This window comes from Vreelandella malpeensis, assembly GCF_020622355.1.
Classification (GTDB): Bacteria; Pseudomonadota; Gammaproteobacteria; order Pseudomonadales; family Halomonadaceae; genus Vreelandella; species Vreelandella malpeensis.
The window spans coordinates 247,576-262,192 of record NZ_WHVL01000005.1; the positions used below are offsets into that span (position 1 = coordinate 247,576).

A 14,617-nucleotide genomic window follows, 5' to 3' on the forward strand; every position below is an offset into this window, starting at 1 on the left:
TTTCAGCGTCTATTCTTGTCGGCCACTTGCAGAGAAGCGCTTTTACCTGAAAGCCAGCGACAAAAAAAGCCGCCGGAAGGCGGCCTCGTAACGCATCGACATCCATCACGCCACGTGGAGCGTCACATCGTGTTCGATCAGCAGCCGACGAATCGCCTCCGGCGGCTGACGATCGGTGAACAGCGCATCGAGCTGGGCCAGATTGCCCTGGCGTACCACCGGGTTGCGGTGAAACTTCGAGTAGTCCGCCGCCAGGTAGACCCGGCGGGAATTGGCGATGATCGCCTGGGCGACGCGTACCTCCTGGTAGTCGAACTCCAGAAGCGAGCCATCCTCGTCGATGCCGCTGATGCCGATGATGCCGACGTCCACCTTAAACTGGTTGATGAAATCGATGGTCGCCTCGCCGATGATGCCGCCGTCGCGGGAGCGCACCTGGCCGCCTGCGATGATCACCGTGAAATCCTCCTTGCGCTGCAGGATTGCGGCGACGTTGAGGTTGTTGGTGATGATCTCGAGCCCCTGATGTTCCAGAAGCGCCTGGGCGATCATCTCGTTGCTGGTGCCGATGTTGATGAACAGCGATGCGTGATCGGGAATCTGCGCGGCCACGCAGCGGGCGATGCGCTCCTTCTCCTCGAGGTGCAGGGTCTTGCGCGTGCTGTAGGCGGTGTTCACCGTGCTGGACTCGACGCCCGCGCCACCGTGCACGCGCCGTATGCGCCCTTCGTCGGAGAGCGTGTTCAGGTCGCGGCGAATGGTTTGCGGCGTCACCGAGAAGTGGTCGGTGAGCTGCTCGATGCTCACGTAGCCGTGCTGGCGGACCAGCTCGACGATGGCATCCTGGCGATGGTGCTGGTTCATGGGCAAAGCCTATTGTTCTGAGCGGCGAGCCGCGCCTGCTCGCCTGGCTAAGAGTTTGAAAATCGAAAGGGTTTGAAAACCGGATGTTAGCCGGATAAAGGCCACACGAGAAGGATTATCGGGATCGCCGTCGCCATCACCACCACTGAAAGCGGCAGGCCCAGTTTCCAGTAATCGCTGAACCGATAGCCACCGGGCCCCAGTACCAGGGTATTCGACTGGTGGCCGATGGGGGTCAGGAAGGCGCAGGATGCACTCACCGCCACCGCCATCAGAAACGGCTCCAGGGCTACACCGAAGCCACTTGCCAGACTCGCCGCGATAGGCGCCATCAGAAGCGCCGCCGCGGCGTTGTTGACGATGTTCGACAGCAGCATGCACAGCGTGAACAGGCCGCAAAGCGACACCACCACCGGCCAGTCGGCGCCGAAATGCAGCAGCGAATTGGCGATGATGTCCGCCCCGCCGCTGGTTTCCAGGGCCTCGCCGACCGGCAGCATGGCCGCCAGCAGTACGATCACCGGACCATCGATGGCATGGTAGCCTTCTCGAAGCGGAAGCACGCCGATCAGAAGGGACACCAGCGCTGCGCTGCTCATCGCCACCGCCGCCGGCAGCAGATCCAGCAGCATCGCCACGATCGCCAGTGCGAAGATGCCCAGCGACAGCGCCAGCTTGCGCGGCTGGCCCAGATGGAGCTCGCGGCTGGCCAGCGGCAGGCAGCCCAGGCTCGACAGACTCTCGTTGATCTCCTTCTCGCTGCCTTGCAGAAGCAGCACATCGCCGGTCTGGAAGCGAATGTCGCGCAGGCGCTGCTTGAGGCGTCCGCCATCGCGTGCTACCGCCACCAGATGCAGGCCGAACTGGTGGTTCAAGCGCAGCTGACGCACGCTGCGATTGATCATCATCGAGTCGCCGCGCACGACGGCCTCTACCAGTTGCAATCCTTCGGTGTCGACCGGCTCACGCTCCTCCATGGCCTCTTTTGCGTGCCCCTCGCCCTCTTCATGCTTGGACTCGGGCTCCGCCACAGCGCTGAGCCCCACCTTGTCCTCGAGCAGTTGGAGCTCGTCGGGCCCCGCCTCGAGCAGCAAAATATCGCCCTGCTTGAGGACGCCGTGAAACGAGTAGCCGGCACGGCGGTCATCATCGCGCACCACGGCCAGTACCGGGATGGTCTCGTCGAGTTCGTCGCGCAGCTGTTGAAGCGTCAGCCCATTGGCCCGCGACTCTTCGGAAACCTTGAGTTCCACCAGATAGTTGGCGGTATCGAACATGTCGCCATTGCCCGCCTGGCTGTTGCGCCGTGGCGTGAAGCGCCAGCCGACCAGCACGATGAAGGCAAGGCCTGCGAGTGCGACCGCGATGCCCACCGGCGAGAAGCTGAACATGCTGAAGTTCTCGCCGGTAAGCTCCCCCCGGTAGGTCGCGACGATGATGTTGGGCGGCGTGCCGATCAAGGTGGTTAAGCCCCCGAGCAGCGAACCGAAGGCCAGCGGCATCAGCAGAAGCGAGGGTGAAGTATCGTTTTCGCGGGCCAGGCGCATGGCCACGGGCAACAGCAGCGCCAGCGCCCCGACGTTGTTCATGATGCCCGACAGCACCACCACGGTGCCCACCAGCACCAGAAGCTGCAGCATCAGCCGGTCGCCGACCTTGAGTACCTGGTGAGAGATGATGTCGACCACGCCGGAGCGCTCGAAGCCTCGACTCAATACCAGCACCGCCGCCACGGTGATCACCGCCGGATGACCGAAGCCGCGAAACGCCTCGTCCGCCGGCACCAGGCCCAGCACCACCGACGCCAGGAGTGCCGTCATCGCCACCAGATCGAAACGAAACCGTCCCCAGATGAAGGCGACCAGCGTCAGTCCCAGGATGATGAAAATCAGCGTACTCGGGGCCAGTCCGATAGCCTCCATCGTCATTTAGCACTCTCCTTCATATCGCGCGAGGAATGTCGCGCGAAGGGTGACGCAGCTCGCTTGCGCGAACCGGTCCGGGAAATAACACGAAAGGGTGAATCACAACATGGGTTAACAACGATACCATCACAAGCTATACGATATTTGTACCTTCGACCAGCGTTAGAAATGCGAAAGCCGCCCGAAGGCGGCTTCTGGACAGTCGAGCGAGAAGGCTCAGGGAATCAGAATCGTCGATCCGGTGGTGCGGCGGCTCTGCACGGCGTTCTGGGCCTTGCCCGCCTCGGCGAGCGGGTAGCGGTTGGCCACGTCGATGGTGATCTTGCCGCTTTCGATCATGGCAAAGAACTCCTCGCACATACGCTCGAGACGCTCCCGGGTATCGGCATAGCCGTTGAGGCTCGGCCGGGTGGCGAACAGCGACCCCTTCTGGTTGAGGATGCCGAGATTGACGCCGTCCACCGGGCCCGAGGCATTGCCGAAGCTGACCATCAGAGCCCGGGGCTTCAGACAGTCCAGCGACATTTCCCAGGTGTCCTTGCCCACGGAGTCGTAGACCACGTCGCACATTTCGCCGCCGGTCAGCTCGCGCACTCGCTCGACGACGTTCTCCTTCGTGTAGTCGATCGTCGCCCAGGCACCGTTGGCCTTGGCGAGCTCGGCCTTCTCTTTCGAGCTGACCGTGCCGATCAGCTTCACGCCGAGCGCCTTCGCCCACTGGCAGGCGATTGACCCTACCCCGCCGGCAGCAGCGTGGAACAGGATCGTCTCGCCGCCCTTGAGCTCATGGGTCTGGCGCAGCAGGTACTGTACCGTGAGCCCCTTGAGCAGGCTGGCCGCAGCGGTATCGAAGTCGATGGTATCGGGAAGCTTCACTACCTTGGCTGCCGGCAGAGTGTGCATCTCGGCGTAGGCACCGAGCGGCCCTTGGGCATAGGCGACACGATCGCCCTCCTTCAAATGGGTCACCCCCTCGCCCACCGCCTCGACGACGCCCGCCCCCTCGGTGCCGAGCCCCGAGGGCATCGAAGGCGCGGGGTAAAGGCCGGTGCGCACGTAGATATCGATGAAGTTGAGCCCCACGGCCTTGTTGGCAATGCGTACTTCACCCTTACCAGGCGCCGCCGGCGTGATCTCCTTGAGCTCGAGCACCTCGGAACCACCGGGGGTGGCAAACTCGATTCGCTTGGCCATGACGCATACTCCTTGTTGTGTTGTCGATCCAGGGACATTCGGGCTCATATCCAACCGCGTCGTCGGGGATAAATCAAGTCATCCCCCGGCTGCCACGGTGCTGTCACGCAGGCGTGCTAGACTGACCCATTTCCCGAACCCGATGAACGGACGCACCATGACCCATACCGGCATTCTTCTTCCGGCGCTCGTCGCCCATCGCGGTTATTCCGCCGCCGCCCCGGAAAACACCCTGGCTGCCGTGCGCGCCGCTTTCGAAGCCGGCGCCACCTGGGTGGAGCTCGATGTACAGCTTCTGGGCGATGCCACGCCGGTCATCTGGCACGACGCTGACGTCGCCCGCTGCTCCGATGGCCGCGGTGAGCTCAAGTCGCTGGATCTCGAGTCCGCCAAGCGCCTCGACGTCGGCGCCTGGTTCGGCGACGAGTTCGCCGGCGAGCGCATGGCCACACTCGACGAGATGCTCACGCTGCTCGACGAGCTGCGCATGGGCGTCAACCTGGAGATCAAGGTGAACAAGGGGCGCGATGCGATCGCCCTGGTCGATACGGTACTTCCCCTGCTGATGGAGAAAATGCCGGCGGACCGGCTGATCGTCTCTTCCTTCGATCTCGAGGCGCTACGCCGCTGCCGCGAGTTCGCCGGCTCACAGACCCTTGCCCTCGGCGTGCTGTTCGGCGCGGTGCCCGGGCAGTGGCAGGCCATGTGCGAGGGTGTCGATGCCTACAGCGTGCATCCGGACTGGGCACGGCTCAAGCGCCCGCAGGCCGAGGCGATGGTCGCGGCGGGCTACCAGGTGCTGTGCTACACCCCGAACGATCCGGCTGCCTTCGAGCCCCGCTGGCACTGGGGGGTGAACTGTGCGATCACCGACGAACCGGTGGCGTTCAAGCGTTTTCTCGATCACCGTGACCGCGCATAATAGCGGGGAACCCAACGACATCGAGAAGTTGCCATGAAGTACATCGGTGCGCACGTCAGCGCCGCCGGCGGGCCGGACCAGGCCGTTCATCGCGCCGTCGAGATCGACGCCAACGCCTTCGCCCTGTTCACCAAGAACCAGCGCCAGTGGCAGGGCAAGCCGCTGACAAGCGAAGCCATCGCGGCGTTCAAAGCAGCGTGCCGGGAGCACGGCTTCGGCTCGGCCCAGATCCTTCCCCACGACAGCTACCTGATCAACCTGGGTCATCCGGAGAGCGAAGGACTCGAGAAATCCCGCGCGGCCTTTCTCGACGAGATGCAGCGCTGCGAGCAGCTGGGGCTTTCGCTTCTGAACTTCCACCCGGGCAGCTTCCTGAGAAAGATCAGCGAACGCGACTGCCTCCTGCGCATCGCCGAGTCGGTCAACCTGGCGCTCGAGAAGACGGCCGGCGTCACGGCGGTGATCGAGAATACCGCCGGCCAGGGCACCAACCTGGGCTGGCACTTCGATCACCTCGCCACCATCATCGAGCACGTCGAGGACAAGCGGCGCGTCGGCGTATGTATCGATACCTGCCACGCCTTCGCCGCAGGTTACGAACTGAGAAGCGCAAAGGCCGCCCAGGCGATGCTCGATGAGCTCGACCGAGTGGTGGGCATCGAGTACCTGCGCGGCATGCACTTGAACGATGCCAAGAGCGACTTCGGCAGCCGCGTGGATCGCCACCACGGCCTCGGCAAGGGTAACATCGGCCTCGAGGCGTTCACCGCCCTGATGCAGGATGCCCGCACCGACGACATTCCGCTGATACTGGAAACCGTCGAACCGGAGAACTGGCCGGAGGAAATTCGCTGGCTGCGCGCTCAAGCGTCCGAGGCCGCCCCGGCCAGATAATGGATCACATCGTGAAAGCGTAGCCGGCCCGTGCCGGGGTTGCGCATGGCGTGGGGCCGGTCGGCGAGAAAGCGCAGCCCCTCGCCGCTCTCGAGTCGCTGCCAGCGCTCGTCGATCCGCAGCTCCAGCACCCCTTCCACCACCACGATATGCTCGACCACGCCGCTTGCGTGGGGCGCTGATTCGCTCAGCGCCCCGGGGGCGAGCTCGATCATGAACATCTCGAACCCCAGAAGCGGATCGAAGGGAAAAAGAAGGCGTGCCTGCATGCCGGCGCTGTCCTCGCCCCAGACCGATGTCACCTCGTCGCGGCGCGGTTCGTCCGACAGCGGCTTGCCCTCGTCGAACAGCGTCGAGAACGAGACCCTGAAGCCGCTGGCGATCTTCCATAGTGTGGCCACCGTCGGGCTCGACTCGCCGCGCTCGATCTGGCCCAGCATCGCCTTGCTCACCCCGGTCTCCAGCGCCGCGTGGGCCAGGCTCCACTCGCGCACCTGGCGCAGGCGCTTGACGGTTCGCGCGACGTGAACCGCGATGGGCGTCGAATCGCTTGCCATGAAGACTCCTTGCAGTGATAAAAAGAGAGCGAGGAAACGGATTTGCCTGCAACCCAGATGACGAACTCTAGACCATTGTGCGTTTTAACGTACGATGTTAGCGTTCATGTGCGCTATAACGCACATAAAGAACGCCGCAGAAGGTATTCATGAGCACACCCACCGCCTCCCGTCGCCGATCACTCTGGCAGGACACCTCGTTTTCGACCATCACTGCCGGGCTCGTCGCCGTCACCATCGGCTACACCAGCTCGGCGGCGATCATCTTCCAGGCCGCCGCAGCGGCGGGCGCCAGCGCCGCCCAGATCAGCTCCTGGCTCTGGGCGCTGGGCATCGGCATGGGGCTGACCTCATTAATTCTTTCGCTCTACTACCGTATGCCGCTGCTCACCGCCTGGTCTACCCCCGGCGCGGCCTTTCTGGCCACCAGCCTGCCCGGGGTGCCGATGGCCGAGGCCATCGGAGCGTTCATCTTCTCGGCGCTGTTGATCACGCTGTGCGGGGTCACCGGGCTTTTCGAGCGCCTGATGCGCTTCATTCCCGGTGCCATTGCCCAGGCGCTGCTGGCAGGCATTCTGCTGCGCTTCGGGCTCGAGCTCTTCGCGGTGATGCAGACCCAGTGGCTGCTGCCACTGGTCATGCTTGGCGCCTGGCTCATCGGGCGCAGGCTATGGCCGACCATGGCCGTGCCCGGGGTGCTGGTGGCAGGCGTGGCGGTCGCCCTGGCGCTCGGTCAGGTCGCCTTTGATGAGATTCCGCTGGCGCCGGCACTGCCGGTGTTCACTCTGCCCGCTTTCGTGCCCACGACGCTGATCGGTATCGGCATTCCGCTGTTCATCATCACCATGGCGACCCAGAACCTGCCCGGCGTGGCGGTGCTGCGTGCTGCGGGCTACCAGCCGCCCACCTCCGCGCTGATCGGCTGGACCGGAGCGGCGACGGGGCTGCTCGCCCCCTTTGGCGGCTTCGCGCTCAACACCGCCGCGATCAGCGCAGCGGTCTGCGTCGGGCCGGACGCCCACGCGGACATGCAAAGGCGCTACGCCGCCGGGGTCGCTGCAGGCGTGTTCTATATCGTGATGGGAATCTTCGGGGCGTCGGTAACGGGACTGTTCAACGCGCTGCCGGGCGTGCTGGTCACGGCGCTGGCGGGCATCGCGCTGCTCGGCACGCTCGCAGGCGGGCTTGCCGGCGCTTTTGCCGACCCGCGCGAGCGCGACGCGGCGATCGTCACCTTCTTGCTGACCGGGACCAACGTCACGCTTTTAGGTATCGGCAGTGCCTTCTGGGGGTTGGTAGCGGGGTTGATCACCCTGCGCCTGACGCGCCGCGGCTAGCCGCGGCGCCAGGTGTCAGAGCAGGCCCAGGCGCTCGTCGTCGAGCACGCCGGACATGCGTACCATCGCCAGCGCCTCGTCGAGGCTCTCGACCGGCTCCATGATCATCAGCTCGTCGTGCAGGTCGACGGGCTGGCCCGCCTTGTCCGAGAGCAGCTTCTCGAGGGTGGCGACGTCATGGGAGTCGTCGAGCTTAAAGGTATCGATCGCAGCGCTGGTGTGACTCGGTAGGTAAATGGTGCCGTTGGAGAAGTCCACCGCATAGGCGATGACGCCGGGCAGGATGAAGAACAACAGGCCTACGCCGTTGGCGATCGCCACCACCGGGTCCACGTCGCCGGAGAGCTGCCCCTTGCGCTCCGGGTGAAACAGCGTGCCGCAACCGCTCAGGCCAACGACCAGGGTGCCGATCACGGCCCCCTGCCAACTACGCTGCAAGAACTGCTTCATCGTGCGTCTTCCCTGTGCAATCAAAACAAATAGGATGTGACACGGTTATACCACCGCGAGCGGCGCAGTCTAGCATAAACGTATCAACGCTATGGGCGTCTGCTGTGCTAATTTTGCCGCTCCCGGCGCTTGGCCGTACAATGGCCGGCACTCAACGCATCGAAAGCGCCAAACGCTTTGGTATTACCGACCCTAAAGGAAGCTTCTCGCCCATGCGCGCCAGCCAACTACTGATCGCCACCCTGAAAGAGACCCCGGCCGATGCGGAGGTCATCAGTCACCAGCTGATGCTGCGCGCCGGCATGATCCGCCGCTTGACCTCGGGGCTCTATACCTGGCTGCCTCTCGGGCTTCGCACCCTGCGCAAGGTCGAGCGCATCGTGCGCGAGGAGATGGACCGCGCCGGCGCCCAGGAGGTGCTGATGCCGGCCGTCCAACCGGCGGATCTGTGGCAGGAGTCCGGCCGCTGGGAGCAGTACGGCCCGGAGCTTCTGCGCCTGAAGGATCGTCACGACCGCGACTACTGCGTGGGCCCGACCCACGAAGAGGTGATCACCGATCTCGTGCGCAAGGAGATCGCAAGCTACAAGCAGCTTCCCACCACCTTCTACCAGATCCAGACCAAGTTTCGCGACGAGATCCGCCCACGTTTCGGAGTAATGCGCTCGCGGGAGTTCATCATGAAGGACGCCTACTCCTTCCATGCCGACGAAGACTCCCTCAAGGACACCTACCAGTCGATCTTCGAGGCCTACACGCGCATCTTCACTCGCCTCGGGCTCAATTTCCGCCCGGTGATCGCCGACAACGGCTCGATCGGCGGCACCGGCTCCCACGAGTTCCACGTACTGGCAAGCTCCGGCGAAGACGACATCGTCTTCTCCAACGCCTCGGACTACGCCGCCAACATGGAGAAGGCCGAGGCCTTGGCCGCGCCACTGGGTAGCGACCTCGAGCGCCCCGCCCCGACCCAGCAGATGCAGCTGGTCGATACGCCCGACGCCAAGACCATCGCCGCGCTGGTCGAGCAGCACGGCCTGCCCATCGAGAAGACCGTGAAAACGTTGATCGTGCGCGCTGCCGAAGGCGGACTGATCGCGCTGCTGGTGCGCGGCGATCACGAGCTCAACGAAGTGAAGGCAGAGAACCTGCCCGAGGTGGCTGCGCCATTGACCATGGGCGACGAGCAGGAAATTCGCGCCGCGGCAGGCGCGGGCTTCGGGTCACTTGGCCCCGTCAACCTGGACATGCCGATCATCGTCGATCGTAGCGTGGCGCTGATGTCCGACTTCGGCGCCGGCGCCAACATCGAAGGCAAGCACTACTTCGGCATCAACTGGGAGCGCGACTTGGCGCTGCCCAAGGTGGCGGACCTGCGCAACGTTGTCGAGGGCGACCCGTCGCCGGACGGCCAGGGGACGCTGTCGATCAAGCGTGGCATCGAAGTGGGCCACGTCTTCCAGCTGGGCAGGAAGTACTCCGAGGCGATGGACGCCAAGGTACTCGGCGACAGCGGCAAGACCCTGCACCCGTGGATGGGCTGCTACGGCATCGGCATCACCCGCGTGGTGGCGGCGGCCATCGAGCAGAATCACGACGATGCCGGCATCATCTGGCCCGACGCCATCGCGCCGTTCAACGTGGCGCTGGTGCCGATGAACGCCCACAAGTCCCAGCGCGTGCGCGAGGCATCCGAGGCACTCTACCAGACGCTGGTCGAGGCGGGCTTCGACGTGCTGCTCGACGACCGCGACACCCGCCCGGGGGTCAAGTTCGCGGATCTCGAGCTGATGGGTGTGCCGCACCGCATCGTGATCGGCGACCGGGGGCTCGACAACGGCGAGCTCGAGTACAAGGGCCGTCGCGACGCCGAGGCCACCATGGTCGAGCAGGCGAACATCGTCGCGTTCCTGAACGAACGCCGCGGCGCCTGATCGGCGCTTTTGGCCAGGCGTGGGGCGAGCGTGAAGCGTCGGCTCGTTTCGGGAGTGGTGCTGGGGCTTGCCCTCGCGCTTTCGCCTGGCTGGGCCGACCTCCCCCACCGCCCGACCTTCGCGGCGGGCGGTGGCGTCGATCATCACCACCTGCGCCACTTCCAGGCGCGCATGCACGCGCCGCTCTCCCGCTTCATCGCAAGCACCGAGCGTCGCGAGGCGCTCCTGGCTCGCCTCTACCAGGAAGCCCAGCTGGCGGGTCTTCCACCGGCGCTGGTGCTGGCGCTGATCGAGGTGGAAAGCGCCTTCAAGCCAGACGCGATCTCCTCCGCCGGCGCCGTGGGCTTGATGCAGATCATGCCCTTCTGGGTCGCGGAGCTCGGCCTGCCCCTGGACGACCTGACCGACCCGAACCGCAACCTGCGCTACGGCTGCACGATCCTCGCCCACTACCTGGCCGTCGAGAACGGCGACTTCACCCGGGCGCTGGCCCGCTATAACGGAAGCCTGGGCCAGACCTGGTACCCGGAACGCGTGATGCGCGCCTGGCAGGCCCACTGGCGCTAGGCGTATCCCGCAGGCAAAAAAAGCCGGCCCCCCGGCCGGCTGAATCGAAGGCTTGCGCCTTCTACCCTGACAAAGCAGTCCTGTGTGCTGAAAACACCGACTGACAAAGCAAGGTCCACTTTAGCGACTTTACGCCGAAAAACCTTGACCCCGGTCAGCTTCTGCTCGCCTAAAGCACCTTGCGATCCTCGATCTTGGCGTGCTCGGTGCCCGGCGGTAGCGGATGGCCCTTGGCGAGCTCCGCGCGGGTCGCCTCGCGCACCTCGAGTACCTCCACCCGGTAGTGCAGGGTGTGACCGGCCAGCGGATGATTCAAATCCACCCGCACCCGATCGCCCTCGAGTTCGAGCACCGTGACGATCTGCGGGCCGGCCTCGCCCTCGGTCTGGAAGCGGCTGCCCGGGGCGAGCTCGGCGCCGCCGAAGGCATCGCGCTTGAGCCACTGCACCAGGGCCTCGTCACGCCGCCCGTAGGCTTCGCTGGGCGCCAGGGTAGCGCTGAAGACGTCCCCCGGCACCTTGCCGATAAGCGCGCGTTCCAGCCCGGGCAGAATATTGTCATGCCCGTGCAGGTATTCGAGCGGCTTCTGACGCGCGCGGGAATCGTCCAGCAGCGCCTGGGTGCCGTCCTGCTGGACATCGCTCAATGCGTAGTGCAGGCATACGACCTGATGGGGCGCAATCGACATGCAAAACTCCTCTCCGGTAAGCTGGTGGTTCGATGGGGCACTAGTCTATCATCTGCGCGTTTTTTCACGGTTTTCGATGACAGGTTTCTTTCTGGAGTTCGACGTTCATGGCCATCCCCACCCCGAAGCGTAGCTGGCGCAGCGCGCTGCTGGTCTATTTCTGCGCGCCGGTTGTCACCATGCTGTTTCTGGGATTCTCCGCGGGGTTGCCTTTCTTGCTGGTGTTCTCGACGCTTTCGGCATGGCTTAGAAGCGACGGCGTCGAGGTCGCCGCCATCGGCTTCTTCGCCTGGATCGGCATGCTCTACTCGATCAAGTTCTTCTGGGCACCGGTGGTCGACCGGCTGGCGCTGCCGGGCTTGACGCGCCTGTTCGGCCAGCGGCGCGGCTGGATGCTGCTCGCCCAGGCGTTGATCGTGGCGGGGCTGGTCGGCATGGCCGGGGTCGATCCGGTCGGTAACCTCGGCTGGGTGGCCGCCTTTGCGCTGCTGGTGGCCTTCGGCTCGGCCACCCAGGACATCGCCGTGGACGCCTACCGCATCGAGTCCGCCGGTGACGACCTGCAGGCAGCGCTGTCGTCGAGCTACATCATCGGCTATCGGCTGGGGCTGATCGCCGCCGGCGCCGGCGCGCTCTACATCGCCGCGCACCTCTCCTGGTCGGCGGCTTATCTTTGCATGGCGCTGCTCATGGGCGTGGGTGTGCTGACCGTGCTGATTCGCCCGGAACCCGCCCGCGCCTCGCTCGGGCTGCAGCTCGTCCACGAGCCCAGCGTGCGCGTCTTCCTGCGCACCAGTCGCGGCAAACCGAAAGCCTATCGGCGCCTCGGTGCCTGGGCGCTGGGCGCGGTGGTCTGTCCATTCATGGATTTCTTTCGCCGATTCGGCGTGAAGGCGCTGGGGCTTCTACTGTTCATCGCGGTGTTTCGCGTAAGCGACCTGGCAATGGGGTCGATGGCCAACCCGCTTTACATCGACCTGGGCTTTTCGCTCGAGACCATCGCCACCGTCACCAATATCTTCGGCATCGCGATGAGCATCACCGGCGGTATTCTGGGCGGGCTTCTGGTGGTGCGCTACGGCATCGGGCCGCTGTTGATCGCGGGGGCGGCACTGGTCATGATCACCAACCTGCTGTTCTCGGCGCTGGCCCTGGTGGGCGATCGGGTGCCGATGCTGGTGGTGACGATCGTCGGGGACAACCTTGCCAACGGCCTGGCAAGCGCGGTGTTCATCGCCTTTCTGTCGAGCTTGACCTCGAAGGCCTACACTGCGACCCAGTATGCGCTGTTCTCGTCGCTGATGACGCTGCCGGGCAAGTTCCTGAGCGGGTTCGGCGGGCTCGTGGTGGCCGCCCAGGGCTACGCCACCTTCTTTCTGGTGGCGACACTCCTGGGCCTGCCTGCCGTGCTGCTGGCGGTGTGGGTGAACCGTGATGCGGCGCTGCTCGGCGCGCAAGAGCGCTAGCGGCGAGCGAGCAGCCAGTCGAGCGCGCCGGGCGTGGTGCGCCACTGGTCGCGCATCAGCGTGCGGTACTGCCACGCCTCGGCGCGCGAGCCTGGATCGACCTGGCCATCCGAATGCGGAAGCGATGGCTTGGGGCTCTCGGCGCAGATAAGCTCCAAGGCGTGTCGGTTATGGGCCACGGCCTCGTCGAGCGCCTTTTCCGCGGCCGCCTGCTCACCCAGGCGATAGAGCGCCAGCGTGCGCCCCATCATCAGTCCCAGCACCAGTGAACCGTCATCTTTATCCTGCTGCTCGGTGAGCGCCAGCGCCTCCTGATTGCGGTCATCGCGCAAGAGCTGGTCGAGCACCAGCTCCTTGAGGCCGAGACTGTCTTCCTGGTCGATCGCCAGCAGCTCCTCGGCGAGCTCGCGGGAGTGCTGGCGGGCGCCGCGCTCCATGCCGACCACCAACGCCAGGCCCGTGCGCAGCAGCATGACGTTGCTCGCATCGTCCCAGCACAGATTGCCGGGGCCTGCGGCGCGCGCCTGTTCGAGCCAGCGCGACAGGCGCACCGCCAAGGGTTCGAGCAGGCTCGCCGCCATCCACGGCAGGCTACCGAAGCGGCTGGTGAGCGCCAGGGTCATATCCTGCACCACCTGCGGCGCATCGAGCCACTCAGGGTTGGCACACAGCGCCGACATCCACTCCACCGCGTTACCCCAGGGGTCGTCGCGAAAGCCAAGTGCCACATCGTCGTCCACCCACACCTGAAACTGCTCGTGCCAGGCGGCGAACAGCGTCTCTTCACGCGCGGTAGTGGTGTAGTACAGGCGCTCGCCATTCTCGGAGGGCGCGATGTCGAGTTTGGGCGCCGTAGGCAGTGCCGCTAGAAGCGACTGCAGCGCGATCAGGGGCGTAGCGAGATCCTCCTCGGCGCTGAGAAGCTGGTCGGCGAGCGTGGCGCCGGGGTTGTCGGCCAGCGCCGCCAGAAACTCTAGCTGCTCCTCGTCGAGCCCGCCTTGACGGACCAGACGGCGATACCAGAAGTTGGCCCGTTCGCGCGCTTCCTCCTCGTGGCCTTCGTGAAGCAGCAGCATCGCTTCGATGTAGGCCAGCGTCGGCGAGTCCGGCAGTGCCTGCATCGCCTTGATGAAGGCGCCGCGCGCGCTGTCCAGATCGTCGTTGTCCAGGTGCATCAGGCACAGGCGCTCGAGCGCCACGCCGCGCAAGAACAGCGGCCCGCGCTCCATCACCTCGTCGAGCAGGTCCGCGCGCTTGCGGGTGAAGCCGCGCTCCTGGTAGATGTCCAGGAGGATCTCGAAGGCGGGCTCGGCCTGATCCGGCAGGCGCGACCAGTCGCTGCCGTCGAACAGCGACTCGAGAATCTGCATGGCACGCCCGGTCTGGCCACTTTCGGCGGCGATCAATCCGGCCTCCAGCAGCGCCTGGGCCGGCGCGTGGTGGCTATCGAGAGCGGCCTTCAAGGTCGCCCCCTTCCACTCCTTGAGCGACAGCATCCACATCATCTGCGCGGGAATCTCGGTCGGGAAATCGACCCGCTGGCAGCACTGCTTGTACTTGCGCCCGGAGTCGCACCAGCACGGCTCGTTGCGACCGGGCGTCGCCAGGGGCTCGGCGGCGAAGTCGAGCCGCTCGAGCGGGGTCTGCGACCAGAGAATCGGCGCAAGCGCCTGGGAGGTCGCCACGTTGCCGTTGAAGAATTCCGCGCCTTCGGCGCGCACCCAGATCATGAAGTCCGGGTAGTGTTCGTTCTGCCTGATCGCCGAGAGTGCCCCCGAGGCAAATCCCAGCAGCTGATCGACCCATACCGCCAGCATTG

At 65.1% G+C, this 14,617-nt stretch carries 13 protein-coding genes; 6 read left to right on the forward strand and 7 right to left on the reverse strand.

The window, feature by feature from the left end; genetic code table 11:
* Positions 1 to 105: 105 nt before the first annotated feature.
* The 3 genes from GEV37_RS13065 to GEV37_RS13075 all read right to left on the reverse strand — a co-directional run bounded on the left by GEV37_RS13065 (position 106) and on the right by GEV37_RS13075 (position 3,983).
* The gene (locus GEV37_RS13065; RefSeq protein ID WP_227390695.1) at positions 106 to 864 is read right to left on the reverse strand and encodes a DeoR/GlpR family transcriptional regulator; all 759 of its coding nucleotides are present in this window, start codon (positions 862 to 864) and stop codon (positions 106 to 108) included.
* A gap of 86 nt (positions 865 to 950) precedes the next feature.
* On the reverse strand, positions 951 to 2,792 hold the full coding sequence (locus GEV37_RS13070; RefSeq protein WP_227390696.1) for an SLC13 family permease: 1,842 nt from the start codon (positions 2,790 to 2,792) through the stop codon (positions 951 to 953).
* 213 nt (positions 2,793 to 3,005) lie between these two features.
* Positions 3,006 to 3,983, reverse strand: a complete 978-nt coding sequence (locus GEV37_RS13075; protein ID WP_227390697.1) for an NADPH:quinone reductase — start codon at positions 3,981 to 3,983, stop codon at positions 3,006 to 3,008.
* A 157-nt stretch (positions 3,984 to 4,140) separates the two neighbouring features.
* Between GEV37_RS13075 and GEV37_RS13080 the strand changes: the two genes are divergently transcribed.
* Positions 4,141 to 4,905 (forward strand): glycerophosphodiester phosphodiesterase family protein, encoded by a 765-nt coding sequence (locus GEV37_RS13080; RefSeq protein WP_227390698.1) that lies wholly within the window; start codon positions 4,141 to 4,143, stop codon positions 4,903 to 4,905.
* 33 nt (positions 4,906 to 4,938) lie between these two features.
* Complete coding sequence (gene nfo, locus GEV37_RS13085; protein WP_227390699.1) at positions 4,939 to 5,799, forward strand: deoxyribonuclease IV; 861 nt, start codon at positions 4,939 to 4,941, stop codon at positions 5,797 to 5,799.
* On the opposite strand, the gene GEV37_RS13090 is transcribed toward nfo, so the two are convergent.
* Complete coding sequence (locus GEV37_RS13090; protein ID WP_227390700.1) at positions 5,769 to 6,356, reverse strand: helix-turn-helix domain-containing protein; 588 nt, start codon at positions 6,354 to 6,356, stop codon at positions 5,769 to 5,771. The genes nfo and GEV37_RS13090 overlap by 31 nt on opposite strands.
* 149 nt (positions 6,357 to 6,505) lie before the next feature.
* Between GEV37_RS13090 and GEV37_RS13095 the strand changes: the two genes are divergently transcribed.
* Positions 6,506 to 7,693 (forward strand): benzoate/H(+) symporter BenE family transporter, encoded by a 1,188-nt coding sequence (locus GEV37_RS13095; RefSeq protein ID WP_227390701.1) that lies wholly within the window; start codon positions 6,506 to 6,508, stop codon positions 7,691 to 7,693.
* Between the two features lie 15 nt (positions 7,694 to 7,708).
* Here the strand turns inward: GEV37_RS13095 and GEV37_RS13100 are convergent, their stop codons facing one another.
* A complete protein-coding gene (locus GEV37_RS13100; RefSeq protein ID WP_227390702.1) occupies positions 7,709 to 8,143 on the reverse strand; it encodes a hypothetical protein in 435 nt (144 codons plus the stop codon).
* A gap of 212 nt (positions 8,144 to 8,355) precedes the next feature.
* Here GEV37_RS13100 and GEV37_RS13105 point away from each other — a divergent pair, with 212 nt between their 5' ends.
* Together GEV37_RS13105 and GEV37_RS13110 are read left to right on the forward strand one after the other, a co-directional pair.
* Positions 8,356 to 10,077 (forward strand): proline--tRNA ligase, encoded by a 1,722-nt coding sequence (locus GEV37_RS13105; RefSeq protein ID WP_227390703.1) that lies wholly within the window; start codon positions 8,356 to 8,358, stop codon positions 10,075 to 10,077.
* Positions 10,078 to 10,227: 150 nt separating this feature from the next.
* Positions 10,228 to 10,644, forward strand: coding sequence for a transglycosylase SLT domain-containing protein (locus GEV37_RS13110; RefSeq protein ID WP_227390793.1), 417 nt, complete (start codon positions 10,228 to 10,230; stop codon positions 10,642 to 10,644).
* A 169-nt stretch (positions 10,645 to 10,813) separates the two neighbouring features.
* Here the strand turns inward: GEV37_RS13110 and GEV37_RS13115 are convergent, their stop codons facing one another.
* Positions 10,814 to 11,332 (reverse strand): FKBP-type peptidyl-prolyl cis-trans isomerase, encoded by a 519-nt coding sequence (locus GEV37_RS13115; RefSeq protein WP_227390704.1) that lies wholly within the window; start codon positions 11,330 to 11,332, stop codon positions 10,814 to 10,816.
* A 107-nt stretch (positions 11,333 to 11,439) separates the two neighbouring features.
* Between GEV37_RS13115 and GEV37_RS13120 the strand changes: the two genes are divergently transcribed.
* Positions 11,440 to 12,798, forward strand: coding sequence for an AmpG family muropeptide MFS transporter (locus tag GEV37_RS13120; protein ID WP_227390705.1), 1,359 nt, complete (start codon positions 11,440 to 11,442; stop codon positions 12,796 to 12,798).
* On the opposite strand, the gene GEV37_RS13125 is transcribed toward GEV37_RS13120, so the two are convergent.
* A complete protein-coding gene (locus GEV37_RS13125) occupies positions 12,795 to 14,615 on the reverse strand; it encodes an SEC-C domain-containing protein (protein WP_227390706.1) in 1,821 nt (606 codons plus the stop codon). The genes GEV37_RS13120 and GEV37_RS13125 overlap by 4 nt on opposite strands.
* Between the last annotated feature and the right edge of the window lie 2 nt (positions 14,616 to 14,617).